This window comes from Paludibacterium paludis (genome assembly GCF_018802605.1).
Classification (GTDB): domain Bacteria; phylum Pseudomonadota; class Gammaproteobacteria; order Burkholderiales; family Chromobacteriaceae; genus Paludibacterium; species Paludibacterium paludis.
Genome location: NZ_CP069161.1, coordinates 3913319 through 3930718, shown reverse-complemented (window position 1 = coordinate 3930718; position 17400 = coordinate 3913319). Strand labels below are relative to the sequence as shown.

Annotated in this window: 18 protein-coding genes; 11 read left to right on the top strand and 7 right to left on the bottom strand. The window is 62.8% G+C overall.

The annotated features are described in order from the left end of the window. Positions 1-26: 26 nt before the first annotated feature. Genes gshA through JNO50_RS18210 form a run of 3 tightly spaced genes read left to right on the top strand, consistent with a single transcriptional unit; the run spans position 27 to position 2687 of the window. On the top strand, positions 27-1310 hold the full coding sequence (gene gshA / locus JNO50_RS18220) for a glutamate--cysteine ligase (protein ID WP_189532016.1): 1284 nt from the start codon (positions 27-29) through the stop codon (positions 1308-1310). A 29-nt stretch (positions 1311-1339) separates the two neighbouring features. After that, entirely contained in the window at positions 1340-2290 is a 951-nt protein-coding gene (gshB, locus tag JNO50_RS18215; protein WP_189532018.1) for a glutathione synthase, read from the top strand. Between the two features lie 16 nt (positions 2291-2306). Continuing rightward, positions 2307-2687 carry a diacylglycerol kinase gene (locus JNO50_RS18210; RefSeq protein WP_189532020.1) on the top strand — a complete coding sequence of 127 codons (381 nt, stop codon included), beginning with the start codon at positions 2307-2309 and terminating at the stop codon, positions 2685-2687. Here JNO50_RS18210 and JNO50_RS18205 read toward each other — a convergent pair. The 5 genes from JNO50_RS18205 to JNO50_RS18185 form a co-directional block, all read right to left on the bottom strand. Beyond that, positions 2676-3026, bottom strand: a complete 351-nt coding sequence (locus JNO50_RS18205; protein ID WP_229804524.1) for a hypothetical protein — start codon at positions 3024-3026, stop codon at positions 2676-2678. The two genes, JNO50_RS18210 and JNO50_RS18205, sit on opposite strands and share 12 nt — an antisense overlap. A gap of 284 nt (positions 3027-3310) precedes the next feature. Then, positions 3311-5599, bottom strand: a complete 2289-nt coding sequence (topA, locus tag JNO50_RS18200) for a type I DNA topoisomerase (RefSeq protein WP_189532024.1) — start codon at positions 5597-5599, stop codon at positions 3311-3313. Between the two features lie 142 nt (positions 5600-5741). Further along, entirely contained in the window at positions 5742-6197 is a 456-nt protein-coding gene (locus JNO50_RS18195) for a Smg family protein (protein ID WP_189532026.1), read from the bottom strand. A 165-nt stretch (positions 6198-6362) separates the two neighbouring features. Continuing rightward, a complete protein-coding gene (gene dprA, locus JNO50_RS18190) occupies positions 6363-7241 on the bottom strand; it encodes a DNA-processing protein DprA (protein WP_229804526.1) in 879 nt (292 codons plus the stop codon). Beyond that, the gene (locus JNO50_RS18185) at positions 7238-7999 is read right to left on the bottom strand and encodes a hypothetical protein (RefSeq protein ID WP_189532027.1); all 762 of its coding nucleotides are present in this window, start codon (positions 7997-7999) and stop codon (positions 7238-7240) included. The genes dprA and JNO50_RS18185 overlap by 4 nt, the downstream gene beginning before the upstream one ends. Positions 8000-8098: 99 nt before the next feature. Between JNO50_RS18185 and def the strand changes: the two genes are divergently transcribed. The 8 genes from def to JNO50_RS18145 all read left to right on the top strand — a co-directional run bounded on the left by def (position 8099) and on the right by JNO50_RS18145 (position 16489). Then, the gene (gene def, locus JNO50_RS18180) at positions 8099-8602 is read left to right on the top strand and encodes a peptide deformylase (RefSeq protein WP_189532030.1); all 504 of its coding nucleotides are present in this window, start codon (positions 8099-8101) and stop codon (positions 8600-8602) included. 14 nt (positions 8603-8616) lie between these two features. Next, a complete protein-coding gene (gene fmt, locus JNO50_RS18175; RefSeq protein WP_189532031.1) occupies positions 8617-9537 on the top strand; it encodes a methionyl-tRNA formyltransferase in 921 nt (306 codons plus the stop codon). 35 nt (positions 9538-9572) lie between these two features. Then, a complete protein-coding gene (htpX, locus tag JNO50_RS18170; RefSeq protein ID WP_189532033.1) occupies positions 9573-10430 on the top strand; it encodes a zinc metalloprotease HtpX in 858 nt (285 codons plus the stop codon). Between the two features lie 87 nt (positions 10431-10517). Then, positions 10518-11768 (top strand): 16S rRNA (cytosine(967)-C(5))-methyltransferase RsmB, encoded by a 1251-nt coding sequence (gene rsmB, locus JNO50_RS18165; RefSeq protein ID WP_189532035.1) that lies wholly within the window; start codon positions 10518-10520, stop codon positions 11766-11768. Beyond that, positions 11755-12321: a DUF4390 domain-containing protein gene (locus JNO50_RS18160; RefSeq protein WP_229804528.1), complete on the top strand. Its 567-nt coding sequence runs from the start codon at positions 11755-11757 to the stop codon at positions 12319-12321. The genes rsmB and JNO50_RS18160 overlap by 14 nt, the downstream gene beginning before the upstream one ends. Position 12322: 1 nt before the next feature. Beyond that, the gene (locus JNO50_RS18155) at positions 12323-14431 is read left to right on the top strand and encodes a sensor histidine kinase (RefSeq protein ID WP_189532039.1); all 2109 of its coding nucleotides are present in this window, start codon (positions 12323-12325) and stop codon (positions 14429-14431) included. Next, complete coding sequence (locus JNO50_RS18150; RefSeq protein ID WP_189532041.1) at positions 14431-15699, top strand: sigma-54-dependent transcriptional regulator; 1269 nt, start codon at positions 14431-14433, stop codon at positions 15697-15699. The genes JNO50_RS18155 and JNO50_RS18150 overlap by 1 nt, the downstream gene beginning before the upstream one ends. 10 nt (positions 15700-15709) lie before the next feature. After that, positions 15710-16489, top strand: coding sequence for a HesA/MoeB/ThiF family protein (locus JNO50_RS18145; RefSeq protein ID WP_189532043.1), 780 nt, complete (start codon positions 15710-15712; stop codon positions 16487-16489). Here JNO50_RS18145 and JNO50_RS18140 read toward each other — a convergent pair. Both JNO50_RS18140 and JNO50_RS18135 read right to left on the bottom strand, forming a co-directional pair. Further along, positions 16459-16950, bottom strand: coding sequence for a peroxiredoxin family protein (locus tag JNO50_RS18140; protein ID WP_189532045.1), 492 nt, complete (start codon positions 16948-16950; stop codon positions 16459-16461). The genes JNO50_RS18145 and JNO50_RS18140 overlap by 31 nt on opposite strands. A 16-nt stretch (positions 16951-16966) precedes the next feature. Next, complete coding sequence (locus tag JNO50_RS18135; protein WP_229804529.1) at positions 16967-17377, bottom strand: acyl-CoA thioesterase; 411 nt, start codon at positions 17375-17377, stop codon at positions 16967-16969. Positions 17378-17400 lie beyond the last annotated feature (23 nt).

Genomic DNA, 17400 nt, shown 5'->3' with positions numbered 1-17400 from the left:
CTGTCCATCCTCAGGAAGGGAGCGACATGCCTGTTCCTCATCTGGCCACCGCCCTCACGGGTCCCCTGCTGGAGCTCGAACGCCGTATTCTTGAAGCCCAGCCGCGCATCGAACACTGGTTCCGCAGTGAATGGCACAATCACGCCACGCCGTTTTACGGTTCGGTCGACCTGCGCAACAGTGGGTTCAAGCTGGCCCCGGTCGACATGAATCTGTTCCCGGGCGGGTTCAACAACCTCAACCCGGATTTCCTGCCGCTGGCCGTGCAGGCGGCGATGTCGGGGGTGGAGAAGGTCTGTCCGGAAGCACGCAGCATGCTGCTCATCCCGGAAAACCATACACGCAACACATTCTATCTGCAAAATGTCGCCTCGCTGGTGCACATCTTCGAGCAGGCCGGCCTGAATGTGCGTCTTGGCACTCTGAACCCCGAGATCTCCGTCCCCACCGAACTGACCGCGGCGAACGGCGCCGTGCTGACCCTGGAGCCGGTACGGCGCGAAGGCGACAGACTCCGGCTCGCCGACGGTTTCGATCCTTGCATCGTGCTGCTCAATAACGACCTGTCCGGCGGAATTCCCGATACCCTGAGCGGACTTGAACAGAATCTTCTGCCGCCGTTGCATGCCGGCTGGGCGGTACGTCGCAAGAGCAATCATTTCGAAGCCTACGACAAGGTCTGCAACGAATTCGCCGGACTGCTGGATATCGATCCCTGGACCATCAATCCGATGTTCAGCGCCTGCCGCGGACTGGATTTCCAGTCGCGCCAGGGCGAAGAGACGCTGGCCGACACGGTGTCGACACTGCTTGAGCGGATCCGCGTGAAATATCGCGAGCACGATATCAAGGAGGAGCCGTTCGTCATCGTCAAGGCGGACGCCGGCACCTACGGCATGGGCGTGATGAGCGTGAAGCGTCCCGAGGACGTCATCGGCCTGAACCGCAAGGCGCGCAACAAGATGTCGGTGGTGAAGGAAGGTCTCGAAGTTTCCGAGGTGATCGTGCAGGAAGGCGTCCATACCTTCGAGACGGTCAACGAAGCGGTCGCGGAACCGGTTGTCTACATGATGGACCGGTACGTGGTCGGCGGCTTCTATCGCGTGCACACCGGCCGCGGCATCGATGAAAACCTCAACGCGCCGGGTATGCACTTCGTGCCGCTGTCGTTCGAGTCCGTTTGCCTCCCGGATCGCAAAGGGTCGCCCGACTGTCCGCCGAACCGCTTTTACGCGTACGGGGTCATCGCGCGTCTTGCGCTGCTGGCCGCGTCGCTGGAGCTGGAAGCGACGGATCCGGATTTCAACTGAGCCCGCTCGGGGCGCTGGAAGGACGAACGATGAAGATCCTGTTTATTGCCGATCCGCTGGAAGACTTCAAGCTCTACAAGGACACCACCTTCGCCATGATGGAGGAGGCGGCGGCCCGCGGGCATTCGCTGGCCTATGCGCACGCCGCCGATTTGACCTTCGAGGGCGGCCGCGTGCTGGTGGATGCCGCGCAGCTGACGCTGACCGGCGAAACGCCGGCATGGTTCCGGCTCGCGGAAAAGCTGAGGCAGCCGCTGGCCGGCTTCACGGCCGTGGTGATGCGCAAGGATCCTCCATTCGACATGGAGTACCTGTACGCTGCGCAGTTGTTCTCTCTGGCCGAGACGCAGGGCGTGAAGGTATTCACGGCGGGGCAGGCATTGAGGGATTTCAACGAGAAACTCGCCATCCTGAATTTCCCGGACCTCATTTCCCCGACGCTGGTGACCTCGAAGTCCTCGAGGCTGCGCACCTTCGTCAATCAGCACTCCGACGTGATCTTCAAGCCGCTGGACAGCATGGGAGGGGACAGTATTTTCCGGGTGCGTCCCGATGATCCGAACCTGTCGGTCATCCTGGAAACCATGACCGAGCGCGAGACGCGCACGATCATGGCGCAGCGCTACATCCCGGAAATCCGGGATGGCGACAAGCGTATTCTGGTGATCGGCGGCAAAGCGGTCGATTACTGCCTGGCGCGCATTCCCAAAGCCGGCGAGACGCGGGGCAACCTTGCCGCCGGCGGCCGTGGCGAGGCGCGACCGCTATCGGCGCGCGACCGGGAAATCGCCGAAACGGTGGCGCCGGAGTTGATGCGCCGGGGAATTTTACTGGCCGGCCTCGACGTAATCGGCGATTATCTGACCGAAGTGAACGTGACGAGTCCCACCTGTTTCAGGGAGATCATGGATCAGACCGGACTCAATGTCGCCGGGCTGTATCTGGATGCTCTCGAAGAAGCGAGCGGTTTTCGCTCCTGATGCATTGGTAATGTAAATGAAGTCGACCCAAGAAAGCCCGTTCAAGGGCAAAACCGGCGTGCGCCGGCTGATCAACGCCCTGGGCTATTCGCTCGATGGCATGAAAGCCGCCTTCCGCCACGAGGACGCGTTCCGACAGCTGGTGCTGCTTGCCATTATCCTGATCCCGATGGCCTTTCTCATCCATGCCGAGCCGCTGGCGCGGGCGATGCTGGTGGCCAGTTCTTTGGCGACGCTGATCATCGAATTGCTCAATTCGGCCATCGAGGCCGCGGTGGACCATACCTCACTGGAACGCCATCCGCTGGCCAAGCGGGCCAAGGACATGGGCAGCGCGGCCCAGCTGCTCGGTCTGCTGAATCTTGCCGTGGTTTGGGCGCTGGTGCTATTTGGCTGACGGGCGTTCGACTCGCTGGTAGACATAGCCGGGGAAGACGCGAATCATGCCGTCTTCCTGACGGACTTTTCCATCCTCTCCGAGCAATTGCCACAATCCGTCGCGCGCGACCAGATAGCGGTAGATCGGGCAGCCCGCCCGGTAAAACAGCAGTTCACGGCCGCGGAACAGTTCCGCGGGAAACACCGGGCGCTGTCGTCCTTCAAGGAGCATCGCGGCGGTCGACGCGTCCATTTCGGCCAATTGTTCGCGATCCGCGAGGATCGTCGCGAAAAAGGCAATGAAAAAAGCCACCGGCAGCATCAGCCATTCCCCGCTGAGGAAAAAGCAGATGGCCATGACGGTGGCTCCGGTGAAGAAAAATCGGCTGTTCAGCTTCATGGCAGTACCAAAAAACAACGCCGCCCGATGAAGGCGGCGAGCAAAGTGACTCGTCTTGATGGCCAAGTATACACACTCGATTTATAAAAATCCGAATCAAATCAATGGGGTGTTGATGATTTTGTCGTGATTTGACCTGCGTCAGCCGATATTTTCAGTGATTATCGAATGGCATGAATTAATGTGTCTTTTGCGGGAAAGGCAAAGCACAACCCCCGCGCGCGGCGGGGGTTGGTCGGGTGTTACTCTTCGGTTTTGGCTTCCGGTGGAGCGATGACTTCGCTGTAGCCGCATTCCTTCTGCGGGCAAACCTTCTCTGTGCCGCGCCGCTTGGTGGTCTTGATGGTCAGGATCGGCCAGCCGCACTGCGGGCAGGGTTCCGCGACCGGCGGATTCCACGTGGCGTACTTGCATTTCGGATAGGTATTGCAGCTGTAGAACAGCTTGCCGTAGCGGCTCTTGCGTTCGATCAGCGAGCCCGTCTTGCACTCCGGGCAGGTCACGCCGGTGTCGCGGGGTTTTTCCAGCGGCTCGATGTGCTTGCACTTGGGGTAGTTCGCACAGCCGATGAACTTCCCGTACGGTCCTTTCTTGATGACAAGCTGGCCGCCGTCGTTCGGGCAGGTTCGCCCCTCGACGATTTCCGGTTCGTCCGCCTCGGCGCTTTCCGCCGTTTCATTCATGTTGCGCGTATAGTCGCATTCGGGATACCCGGAACATCCGACAAAACGGCCGCGTTTTCCGAAGCGGATCATCAGCGGCTTGGCGCACTTCGGGCAGGCTTCGTCAAGACTTTCCGTGGTGACTTCCGCGCGCGAAATGCTTTCTTTTTCAGTGATCTGCTTCGAAAAGCCTTTCCAGAAGCTGTCCATCACCGGGACCCACTCGCGTTGTCCGCTGGCGATTTCGTCCAGCTGGTTTTCCAGGCGGGCGGTGAAGTTGTAGTCCACGTACTGGCTGAAGTGCTCGGTCAGGAATTTGTTGACGATGTCGCCGGTGTCGGTCGGCATGAAGCGCTTCTTGTCGAGCGTGACGTATTCCCGGTCCTTCAGCGTGGAGATGATGCTGGCGTAGGTCGACGGGCGGCCGATGCCGAATTCTTCCAGCGCCTTGACAAGGCTCGCCTCGGAGAAGCGCGGCGGCGGCTGGGTGAAGTGCTGGTCGCCGTAGAGCTTGTCGACCGGCAGGACATCGCCCTGCTCGAGAAGCGGCAGGCGGGCATTGTCCTCGTCCTCGGCGTCATCCACATCTTCTTCGTAGACGGCGAGGAATCCCGCGAAAACCTGCACCTGGCCCGATGCGCGGAACACGCCTTCGCCCAGGGCGATGTCGACGCCCGTGGTGTCAAAACGCGCCGGAGCCATCTGGCAGGCCAGCGTGCGCTTCCAGATCATGTCGTAAAGCTTGAACTGGTCGGAGGTCAGGAACGGCTTGACCGACTCGGGCGTGCGCAGGATCGAGGTCGGACGGATCGCTTCGTGCGCTTCCTGGGCGTTTTTCGACTTGTTCTTGAAGGTGACCGGGTTTTTCGGGAGGAACTCGGCATCGAAGTTGCCTTCGATATAGCCGCGAATCTCGGTCAGCGCCTCGTTGGACAGCACGACGGCGTCGGTACGCATGTAGGTGATCAGACCGATCGTTCCCTGGCCGATATCGATCCCCTCGTACAACTGCTGGGCCGTGCGCATGGTGCGGTCGGTGGTCATGCCAAGCTTGCGCACGCCCTCCTGCTGAAGCGTCGAGGTGGTGAAGGGCGCCGCGGGATTGCGGGTTTTCTTTTTCTTTTCGATCGCGGTGACCGTGGCTTCTCCGCCCGCCAGACGGGCGAGCGCCGCCTGATGGTCGGCGTCGGTCGCGATGTCGAACTGTTCGAGCTTCTTGCCGCCAAGGTGGGTCAGGCGCGCCGAGAATTTCTGGCGGCCCTTGTGGCTGTCCAGGTGCAGGCTCCAGTACTCCTGCTCCACGAACGCGCGGATTTCGTTCTCGCGTTCGCAGATGAGGCGCAGGGCCGGGCTTTGCACACGTCCGGCGGACAGGCCCCGGCGGATCTTCTTCCATAAGAGCGGCGACAGGTTGAAGCCGACCAGATAGTCGAGCGCGCGGCGGGTCTGCTGGGCATCGACCAGTTGCTGGGAGATTTCCCGCGGATTGGCGATGGCTTCGAGCACCGCGTTCTTGGTGATCTCATGGAACACCACCCGCTGCGTGAGCTTGCCCTTGAGCAGTTTCTTGCCTTCCAGGATCTTGAAAAGATGCCAGGAAATCGCCTCGCCTTCGCGGTCCGGGTCGGTTGCGAGGTAAATGTTGTCGGCTTCGGCGACGGCCTTGGCGATGGCGTCCACGTGCTTGGAGTTTTTCGGGATCAGCTGGTACTTCATGGCGAAGTCTTTTTCCGGATCCACCGCCCCGTTCTTGGGAACGAGGTCGCGCACGTGTCCGTAGGAAGCCAGGACCTCGAAGTCCTGTCCCAGATATTTCTTCAGCGTTTTGGCCTTGGATGGCGATTCAACGATCAGGAGACTTGAAGGCATGTGGTTTCATTCCCTGGCCCGGCAACTCCGGGCTGATACATCCTGTATCCAACAAATAAAACAAGAGCGCAAGCAGGCGCTCTCGTCATCGATAATCAATACCTGCGCCGATGCGGCTTGGCACGGCGCGGGCGCGGGTTCGTCACTGCATGGTGGGCTCGCCGTGCACGGCGTTCATCAGCTCCTCGCCGATCAGCACCGGAAGCTCCGCCTTGAGCGCCCACAGCACAATCAGCGCCACGAGCTTGGCATCCATCACGGTGATGTCGCCCGGCAGCGCCATCAGCCGGTCGATCACCCGTTCGCGGCTCGAGCCGGACAACGCTCCGTTGTCCTCGAGAAACTGGATCAGGCCGCGCACATCCATCGGCAGCCGGTCCTGCTCCTCTTCGGTATAGATCCGCATGCCGATGCCCGAGTCCGCTCCGGCGAAATCCTCTTCGTCGGCGTCGAGCACGCCATACAGCCAGTCCAGGGCATCCTGGATTTCCTCGTCCTCGAAGCCTGCGGCAGACAGCGAACGCACCAGGCGGGCGCGGTCCTCGCATGCCTCGGGATCGCGGTATTCTTCAAAAAGATAAGCGAGAACGTCAAACATTGGGCCAGACTTTACAAGACACCCGCGCCGCCTGTACAGCAAGGCCGAGAGGCGCCGGGAAACAGCGGTCCGGCAGGGTTGCCGGGCGGCCTTCCCGATGCGGGCGCATGCAGCATCGCGTAAACCGCCGCATCCGTCAACCCGCAAGCGGAATCCGGATCCTTGTCAACGGTCCGCCGGGGAGATTTCCGCCATCACATCCTCCACGGTTTCGACGAGTTTCGCGCCGTCCTTGATGAGCCGGTGGCAACCGCGCGCCTGGGGATTGTGTATGGATCCGGGGATGGCCATCACCTCCCGTCCCGCTTCCAGCGCGAGCCGCGCCGTGATCAGCGATCCCGAGCGCACGCTCGCCTCGACCACCAGGCAGCCTTGCGACATGCCGGCGATGACGCGGTTGCGTCTGGGGAAATGATGCTGCAGAGGTTTGCTGCCCAAAGGCAGCTCGCTCAGCACGAGCCCCCGCTCCGCGATCTCGCGGGCCAGTGCGTGATTGCTCGCCGGGTAGACGCGGTCGATGCCCGTGCCGGTGACGGCGATCGTCGAGGCCTCGTGTTCCAGGGCGCCGCGGTGCGCGGCGGTGTCGATTCCCTCGGCAAGTCCGCTGACGATGGTGTAGCCGTGACCGGCGAGCGCGGCGGCGAAGTCCTGCGCGGTTCCGGCCCCTTCGGTGGAGGCATTGCGGCTGCCGACTATCGCGAGGGAAGGGCGCGCGAGCAATTCGCGCCGTCCGCGGGCGAACATGACAAGAGGAGGGCCGACCGTTTCGGCGAGCCGGGCCGGATAATCGTCGTCGTCAAGCGATACCAGATGGCAATCCGCCTGCTGCGCCCATTCGAGCGCCGCGTCCACCTCGCCGCCCGCATCGCGGCGATGCAGGGCCTCGGCCGCGGCATGGCCGATCAGCGGCGCGAGCATGGACAGCGACGCATCCAGGGCATGACGGGCCGATCCGAGGCGGCCGACCAGGGCGAGCGCGGCCGAGGCGCCCAGGTCGCGCGTGAAGGCCAGATGCAGCCAGGCTTCGTGATCGGCGGGCGTCACAGAGCCTCCCCGGCGACGATTCTGTCGCCTCGCCGGACAGGGAGGCGGCTCTCGGTGACCAGGGCGTAGGAGACCTTGCCGAACACCCGGTAAACCACGAGCACGGCGCGCGGCTTGCCGTCTTCGCCCGGCACCGACAGGCGGTGTCCGGGAATCAGACCGGCCTCGCTGCCGAGGTTGATGGCGACCGTGGCGTAGCGCGCCGCGTCGAAACTGCCGCCGTGGACATCGACGATGCGGCCGGCGAGGCCGTCCGGAGCGTCCGTTATCCGGGTGACGGGGGCGCCCGTGCCCGGACTGCGCATGAGCCGGTCGCCCGGCTGGATCTCCTGGCGCGCGGCGACGATGGCGAGCCGGGCCGGGTCGCCCGCCTCCGCGACTCGCGCCTCGCCAATCCGGTTCAGCGCGATACCGAGCGTCTTGCCCGTCGCGGGATCCTTCAGCGCGCCGCGGACGCGGTAGACGTACCAGACACCATCTCCCCGCACGCCGCGCGCGTAAGCGGTTTCCCCTCCCCGCAACAGCACATCGCCCTCCGCGCCGCTACCGGTGAGGCGGGGCAGGGCATCAAGCCCGGTTGGCTCCAGCACTTCCATGCGCTCGAGCATTGTCGCCATGTCCGCAGGGGGCGCGTCGGCCGTTTGGGCCGGCAGCTCCCGAATGCGCGGCGACCATTTTTCCAGAGGTGGCGCACCGGCGGCGAAAAGCCGGCTCGCGACGCTAAAGAGCGCGACTAGCGATATAATGCTTTTACGCATAGAAAATGCCCCCATATCGGCAAAACGCAATCATGACATCAATCGGCCCCGTCGGCACGCGTGCGGGGCCGCCGCAACGACTTCGGAGATCTCGACAACATGGCGCTGCTAACAATCCTGCATTACCCCGACGAGCGTCTGCACAAGGTGGCCAAGCCCGTCGGCGAAGTCGACGACCGCATCCGCACCCTGATCGACGACATGATCGAAACCATGTACTCCTGCCACGGTATCGGCCTTGCCGCCACGCAAGTGGACTCGCTCGAGCGCGTTATCGTGATCGACGTGAGCGAGGAGCGCAACGAGGTGCGGGCCTTCGTCAATCCCGAAATCTTCGAGAAAGAGGGGCAGACCGTTTATGAGGAGGGCTGCCTGTCGGTGCCCGGCATCTACGACAAGGTCACCCGCGCCGAGCGCGTCAAGGTGCGCGCGCTAGACCGCGACGGCAAGCCGTTCGAACTCGAGGCCGACGGTCTTCTGGCGATCTGCCTGCAGCACGAGGTGGATCACCTGGACGGCAAGGTTTTCGTTGATTACCTGTCCGAACTCAAGCAGAACCGCATCAAGGCCAAGCTCAAGAAGCGCGAGAAGGCCACCCTGTAATTCAAGGCATTCCCATGAAACTGATTTTCGCCGGTACGCCGGTATTCGCCGCCCGGGCCCTCGAGGCGATCCTCGATGCCGGTCACGACGTGGCACTGGTGCTGACCCAGCCCGACCGCCCGGCCGGTCGCGGCATGAAACTGACGCCCAGCCCGGTCAAGGCGCTGGCGCAGTCCCGCGGACTGCGCGTGGAGCAGCCGCTGTCGCTCAAGACGCCGGAAGCCCAGGCGCTGGTCGCCGACGTCGGCGCCGAGGTGATGGTGGTGGCGGCCTACGGCCTGATCCTGCCCGCCGCGGTGCTCGCCATGCCGGCGCGCGGCTGTCTCAATATCCACGCGTCGCTGCTGCCGCGCTGGCGCGGCGCCGCTCCGATCCAGCGCGCGATCGAAAGCGGCGACGCGAGGACCGGCATCACCATCATGCAGATGGATGTCGGACTCGATACCGGCGCCATGCTGAGCACCCACCCCGTTGACATCGGGCCGGCCGATACGGCGTCCACCCTGCACGATGCCCTCGCGCAAAGCGGTGCCCGCGCCATCGTCGAGGCGCTGGCGGATCTGGATGCGCTGCCCCGCACGGCGCAGCCGGAAGAAGGCGTGACCTACGCCGCCAAGGTCGGCAAGGAGGAGGGGCGCATCGACTGGACCCTGCCGGCGGATCTGCTGGCGCGGCGTGTGCGCGCCTTCAACCCGGCGCCCGGCTGCCATACCCTGCTGGCCGGCGCTCCACTCAAGGTATGGATGGCCGAGGCGCTCGAAGGCCGTGGCGAGCCCGGGCTGGTGGCGCGGGTCGATGCGGATGGCGTCGTGGTGGGAACCGGCGACGGTCTTTTGCGTCTTACCATCATGCAGGCCGCCGGAGGCCGGCGCTTGCCCGCCCGTGATTTTCTGGCCGGGCATCCCGTCGCCGCAGGTATGCGCCTGGGGGTGTGATCCCCGGTTTTTCCGATTGATGACGAGGTGAAACGATGAGCGACAACTGGCTCAAGACGGCGATGCTGATGGCGGCCTTCACGGCGCTGTTCGTCGTGGTCGGCGGGTTGATCGGCGGTAAGGGCGGCATGCTGGTCGCGCTGCTGCTCGGCGGCGCGATGAACGTGTACGCGTGGTGGAACTCCGACAGCATGGTGTTGCGGATGTACAACGCCCAGGAGGTCGATGCCGCTTCCGCGCCCGAATTCTATGGCCTTGTCGCCGAGCTCGCCGGTCGTGCCGGCATGCCGATGCCCCGGGTGTTTGTCATCCATGAGGACCAGCCCAATGCCTTCGCGACCGGCCGCGATCCCGAGAACGCCGCTGTGGCGGCGACCACCGGCATCATGCGCATGCTGGACTACCGCGAGATGCGCGGCGTGATGGCGCACGAGCTGGCCCACGTGCGTCACCGCGACACACTGCTGTCCACGGTGACCGCGACGATGGCCGGCGCCATTTCGTCGCTGGCGACCTTCGCGATGTTCTTCGGCGGCCGTGACGAGGACGGGCGCCCTGTCAATCCGGTCGCCGGACTTCTGGTGGCCATTTTGGCTCCGGTGGCGGCAAGCCTGATCCAGATGGCCATTTCCCGCACCCGCGAATTCGAAGCGGATCGCGGCGGGGCGGAGATCAGCGGCGATCCGCTGGCCCTGGCATCCGCCTTGCGCAAGATCGAGTATTACGCGCAGGGGCTGCCGATGCCGTCGGCCGAAGCGCACCCCGAAACCGCGCAGATGATGATCATCAATCCGCTCTCGGGAGGGAACTCGATGGGGGATCTGTTCCGCACCCATCCGCAGACCGAGGAACGCATCGCACGATTGAACGAGATGGCGCGGGGCGTCCTCTAGCCGTATCATTGCAGGCAATTTTGCTCATCGCTGGCCACAGTCCGGGTTTCGCGGAACTGTGGCCGGTTTTTTTGGAAAACAGCCGTCATGTCCCATATTCAGGCACTTGCCGCCGACATTCTCGCGACCGTCGAGTCGGGCCAGACCCTGACCGACGCCCTGGCGGGCGTCCTGCAGCGCCACCCCGGCCTTGCCGCGTCGGATCGCGGCGCGCTTCTCGATATCAGTTACGGCGTGCAGCGCTTCAAGGGTGAACTGATCCATGTGCTGCGGGATCTGGTGCCCCGCGCCTTGCCCGAACCCGCGCTCGAGCGCGTCCTGCTTGTCGCGCTGTTTCAGCTTATCCATACCCGGGCGGCGGAATACGCGGTCGTGAACGAAGCGGTCAAACTCGCTTCCGGCATCGCCGCCGGGCGTTTCAAGGGACTGGTCAACGGGGTGCTGCGCAACGCGCTGCGCCGCAAGGATGCGCTGATCGCGGGGGCGCAAGCGCGCGATGAGTCGCGCTACAACCATCCGTTGTGGTGGATCAAGGCCATGAGGCGCGCTTATCCCTCACAATGGCAGGATGTCTTGCTGGCCGGCAATGGTCATCCGCCGATGACGCTGCGGGTGAACCGGCGCCGCAGCTCGGTCGAGGCCAGCCTCGCCCGTCTGGCCGCGGCGGGAATCGGCGCGGTGGCGAGCTCAGAGGATGCCATCACCCTGGATGTGCCGAGGAATGTGCGCGATTTGCCCGGTTTCGCCGAGGGCGAGTTGTCCGTGCAGGACCTGGGCGCGCAGCGCGCCGTGCCGCTCCTGGATCTGGCCGATGGCATGCGCGTGCTGGACGCCTGCGCCGCGCCAGGCGGCAAGACCTGCCACATGTTGGAGCGTTTCGACGTATCGGTGACGGCGCTGGACGCCGATCCGGCGCGGCTTGGCCGGGTGCGGGAAAACCTTGACCGCCTCGGCCTGTCGGCCGAGCTTGCGGCGGCCGATGCCGGAAAGTTCAAGGATCGCTGGAGCGGCGAGCCGTTCGACCGCATTCTCGCGGACGTGCCATGCAGCGCCAGCGGAGTGGTGCGACGCCATCCGGACATCAAGTGGCTCAGGCGTCCGGGCGATTTCGAGGAGTTGGCCCGGCAGCAGGCGGTGATCATGGACGGTTTATGGCAGGTTCTCGCCACGGGCGGCAAAATGCTATACGCTACGTGTTCGATTTTCCCGCAGGAAAACGGGGTGCAACTGGACGCCTTCCTTGGGCGGCATCCGGAGGCGGTCTGTACTTATCAGGAACAGTTGTTGCCAACAGAGGCCCATGACGGCTTTTATTACGCGTTGCTTGAGAAACGTTAGCCTGCTTGGCTGGCTTGCCTGTGCGGCGTTGCCCGCATGGAGCGACGGTATATCCGCCAGCCGCAGCGAGGCCGAACTGGTCGACGGGCAGTTGTCCGTCAGTACCCGGTTCAACGTCAAGCTTTCCAATACCCTGTATCAGACCCTGACACAGGGTATTCCGCTTTCTTTCCGTCTGGAGTTCGAACTGACCCGGCCGCGGGCCACCGCCTATTATCTGAGCGTCAAGGAGTGGTTCGATCCTCACGCCTCGATGGCGTTCAAATTGTCCTACCAGCCGCTGACCAACCGCTATCGCGTCACCATCGGCTCGCTGTCGACCTATTACCAGAGTCTGGACAAGGCGCTGGCCGCGCTGGGCGCCATCCAGGGCTGGCGGGTCCTCGAGCCCGGAACGCTCAGCGGCGTGTCCGCGGACAAAGTCGCCGGCAGGGTCAAACTGGAACTCGATATCGGTGAGTTGCCCAAACCCTTTCAGCTCAATGCGCTGGGGTCGCCCGACTGGGGGCTTGCCTCCAGCTGGACCAATCTGGATGTGAAAGGCGGCGGTTGAGATGCGTTACGCGATGACCGCGTCGGCCACCCTTGCCGCCATCCTTCTCTACCTGCTCGCCATCGCCACCGGCAACGCCTCCAAGCTGGAGGAGTACTACTGGTGGGTCTTCGGCTTCAATACCCTTTTGCTTCTGGCCTTGCTCGGCGTGGTTGGCCGCCAACTCCTGCGCCTGCGCCAGCGCGTCAAAACCCGGGTGTTCGGCGCCAAGCTCACGCAGCGCATGGTGATGATGTTCGCCTTGGTCGGACTTGTGCCGGGCGTGCTGGTGTTCACCATTTCCGCGCAGTTCCTGACCAGCAGCATCGAGAGCTGGTTCGACGTGCGCGTCGAGTCGGCGCTGGACCGCGGGCTCGAACTGGGCAAGAACGCGCTGGGCTTCGTTTTGCAGGACGTGGGCCGCAAGAGCAGGGTGATCCTCGAGGAGGTCGACGGGCTGCCGGATTTGCTGCTGCCGTCGCGTCTTGAGCGGATGCGCGAGCAATTGGGGCTGCGCGAGGTGGCGATCTACAGCCGCTCGGGCAAGCTGATCGCGTTCGCTTCCGGGATGAGTTCGCATCTTCCCCAGCCTCCGTCGCGGGAAACGATCCGCTCGCTGAAGCCGCGCCAACCGCTCGAATCGATCGAGAACGACAGTCAGAACAGGCTGACCTTGAAGGTTTCGCTCGGATTCAATACCGTGTATCAGGAAATGCGGGTGATTCAGGTGCTGCAGGATGCGCCCGAAATCATTTCGCGGGATGCGGACATGATCGAGAAGGCGCGAGCCGATTACCGTGGTCTGCTGCTTAACCGGCATGGCCTGAAAACCTTCTACATGCTGACTCTCGCGCTGTCGTTCCTGCTGGCGCTGACCTTCGCGATGGCGTTCGCGCTGTTCATGTCCGAACGGCTCTCCGCCCCGCTGTCGGAGCTCGCCGCCGGCACGCGCGCCGTGGCGCAGGGGGACTTCTCGCGAAGGCATCCGGTGTACCGGCGCGACGAATTGGGCATACTGACGACCATGTTCAACCGCATGACCCAGCAGCTGGAGGACGCCCGCCATGTCGCCGACGAACAGCGCAACCAGCTGGAGTCGGCCAAGCTTTACCTGGAAAGCATTCTTGCCAACCTGTCGGCGGGGGTGATCGCTTTCGATGCGAGCTGGTATCTGCGCGCCTCCAACATCAGCGCCTCGCGCATTCTCGGGGTGGACTTCGACGAGCTCGCGCACCAGCCGTTTCCCGTCTGGGCGGCCAGCGTCGGCAGTCTGCATGTCCTGATCGAAGCGGTTACCGCGAAGGTGGAAACCAATGCCGATCCCGGTTGGCAAACCCAGCTGGAGTTCTCTTCCGTGCAAGGTGAGCGTACCCTCTTGGTAAGGGGTGCGCCGTTGCCTGATCGTTCTAGCAGTGGTTATGTGCTGGTGTTCGACGATATTACCGAGCTTGCGCGCGCTCAGCGCGACGCGGCCTGGGGCGAGGTGGCCAAGCGGCTCGCTCACGAAATCCGCAATCCGTTGACACCGATCCAGTTGTCGGCGGAGCGTCTGGCGATGAAGCTGTCGGACAAGCTGGAAAGCGGCGATGCGGAGATGTTGCGCCGTTCGACCGACACCATCATCAAGCAAGTGGCGGCATTGAAAGGCATGGTCGACGCATTCCGCGACTATGCCCGAACGCCGCATACCAAACTCGCGAGACTGGATCTGAACGAAGCGATTCGCGAGGTGATGACGCTGTATGAATCCAACCCGGCTGTTAAGATGGAACTGGCGGATACGCCTTTGATAATCATGGGGGATGCGGCCTTGCTCAGGCAAGTTTTACACAATCTGATGCAGAACGCTCAAGACGCTGTCCTTGACGTTGGCATTCCTATGATTCAAATTAGCAGCCGACAAGAAGGAAGAAGCGCGATTGTTTGCGTCGAGGATAACGGTCCGGGCTTTTCGTCCGACATCCTCCCCCGAGCATTCGAACCCTATGTGACCAACAAGTCCAAAGGTACGGGGCTTGGCCTTGCCGTCGTGAAAAAGATCGTGGAAGAACATCACGGTCAGATTGCGCTGGCCAACGCCGGGCAGCGTGGCGCGCGTATTCTTCTCACCATGCCATTGCTGGAGGCCTAATGCGTAGCAGCGATATTTTGATTGTTGACGATGAAATCGGCATTCGGGAGTTGCTCTCGGAAATTCTGCAGGATGAGGGGTATACCGTGGCGCTGGCGGAGAACGCCGAGATCGCGCGGCAGCTGCGCAACCAGACCCGTCCGGCTCTGGTGCTGCTGGATATCTGGATGCCCGACTGCGATGGCGTGACCTTGCTCAAGGAATGGGCGAAGTCTGGACAATTGAACATGCCGGTGGTGATGATGTCCGGGCATGCCAGCATCGATACCGCGGTCGAGGCGACCCGCATCGGCGCCTTCGATTTCCTGGAAAAGCCGATCGCGCTGCAAAAACTGCTGTCCACGGTTCAGCGTGCCCTCAAGTATGGCGACATGCAGGCCAATACCTCGCTCAACCTCGACAAGCTGGGCAAGAGCGTGCCGATCCAGGAGCTCAAACGCCAGCTCGAGAGGGTCGCCAAGGTAAAGTCACCGGTGCTGCTGACCGGCGAATCGGGTTCCGGGTTCGAATTGGTGGCGCGGTTTTTCCATCAGGGAAATACTCCCTGGATCACGCCGCCGAAAGCCGAACAGCTGGCCGACGCGCCGCTCGAACTCTTGCAGAAGGCCAATAACGGTGTTCTGTTCCTGTCCGAAATCGGCCAGTACAACCGGCGCATCCAGCAGGGACTGCTGTTCCTGCTCTCCAAACTCGACCGCTTCAACGTGCGCCTGATCTGCTCCTGCAGCCGACCGCTGCAGGAGTTACTGGTCGATCCGGAGTGCGACAACCGGCTGCTCACTTCGCTGTCGAGCGTGATCGTACCGATTCCACCGTTGCGCGAACACGCCGAAGACATCATCTTCATCGCCGAGCAGATCCTGACCGAACTGGTCGAGTCCAAGCAGGTTCCCGCTCGCAAGCTGACCACGGCCGCGCTCAATGCCCTGCGCCAGTACGACTGGCCGGGCAACCTCGAACAGCTGCGCAGCATCATCAAGAGCCTGGCGCTGACGTCCGAGTCGGACGAGATCGATGCGCCCGAGGTGAACAAGGTGCTGGCGCAGTTCCGCCACGAGAAGCCGGTGGAAGAAACCGGTTTCGACTTCAATCTGCCCCTGAGGGAGCTGCGCGAGCAGCTGGAACGCCGCTACTTCGAGCATCATATTTCCCTCGAGAACGGCAATATGAGCCGGGTTGCGCAGAAGGTCGGCCTCGAGCGCACCCACCTGTACCGCAAGCTCAAGCAACTGGGCATCAAGTTTTCCCGGCGCACCGTCGAGGAGTGACGCGGCGAGGATGAGTCTGAGCGATCGCGAGCTATTGCGCTACGGCCGGCACATTCTGCTTGACGACATCGATATCGGCGGGCAGGAGCGGCTGCGCAACGCGCGTGCTCTGGTGGTGGGGGCCGGAGGGCTTGGCTCCCCGGTGCTGATGTACCTGGCCAGCGCCGGAGTGGGCGAACTGAGCGTTGCCGACGACGACAAGGTGGAGCTGTCCAATCTGCAGCGGCAGATCGTTCATGACGAAGGCTCCCTGGGCATGGGCAAGGCCGAATCGGCCGCTTGCCGCATGAGAGCGATCAACCCGGATTGCCGCATTCATGTGATTGGCGAACGGCTGGCCGGCGAGCGCTTGCGCGGCCTTGTCGCCGCGCACGATCTGGTGGTGGACTGCACGGACAATTTCCCCGCGCGCCATGCCATCAACGCCGCGTGCGTTATAGCTGGCGTGCCACTGGTCTTCGGCGCGGCGGTTCGTTTCGAGGGACAAATGGCGGTGTTCGATCCGCGGGATGCGGAGTCGCCGTGCTACCACTGTGTGTTTCCGGATGAAGGCGAGTCGCAGGATGAGCCGTGCGCGCTGCTGGGTGTCTTGTCGCCGCTGGTCGGCGTGATCGGCGGCCTGCAAGCGGTAGAAGCGGTCAAGTGCCTGGCTGGCATTCCTCCCGCCACCGGCGTGTTGACCTTGTTCGACGCAAAAAAAGGGCGGATACGCCAAACGCGAATCCGCCGCGATCCGGAGTGTCCGGTGTGCCGGGAGCGTCAACCTTTCAGATTGGCCTCGATCAGCTGACGCACTTCCGCGAAATTCATTACGCCAACATAGCGTTTCAGAATGTGCCCTTGCGGGTCGATCAGGAACGTGGTCGGTGCCAGCTGGATATCGCCGAAAGCCTTGGCAACCTTCCCGTCGCTGTCCAGCGCCACGAAGAACGGCAAGCCCTGGCTGCGGGTGAAGGCTTCGACGTAATTGGGCGGATCGTAGCTCATCGCCACGGCCAGCGTCTGCAGTCCGCGAGCGGCGTACTGTTCGTGCATTTTCTTGATCTCGGGCATCTCTTCGACGCACCCCGGGCAGCTTGTCGCCCAGAAATTGACCAGCACCATCTTGCCCTTGAGCGCGGACAGCGAGGTTTTCTGGCCGGTCAGCGAGGTCAATTCGACGTCAGGAGCTTTCGGTTTGTCGAACCACAGTGTGTAGCCCACCAGTCCGATGGCGATCAGCGCCACCACCGCGATCAGGATTTTCTTCATTCTACGGTTTTCTCTCTCAGTTGACGGCCTGCATGCTTTCGAGCAGGTCGCGGATCTCGCCATCGATGGCGATGGCCTTGTTGGCTTTGCCGTCGTAAACGACGAAGGTCACATCGGCTTCTGCGACCAGCGTGTCGCGTCCCGCCAGGGTGATGCGCTGGTGGATGACTCCGCTGCGGGTTCCCACCGATTTGATGGTTGTCTCGATGATAAGTTCATCCCCCATGGTAGCCGGGTATCTGTAGTCGATATTAATGTTAACGACGACCAAGGCCAGCCCGGTTTGCATGAACCGTGGCAGGTTGCCGCGGTCCTCGAAAAAAGTCCAGCGCGCTTCCTCCAGAAATTCCAGATAACGGGCATTGTTGACGTGCCCGTAAAGATCGAGATGGTAGCCGCGGACTTTGATGGGAGTGGTGTGCTGCATGACAGTTTTCCTCATGGTGTCGG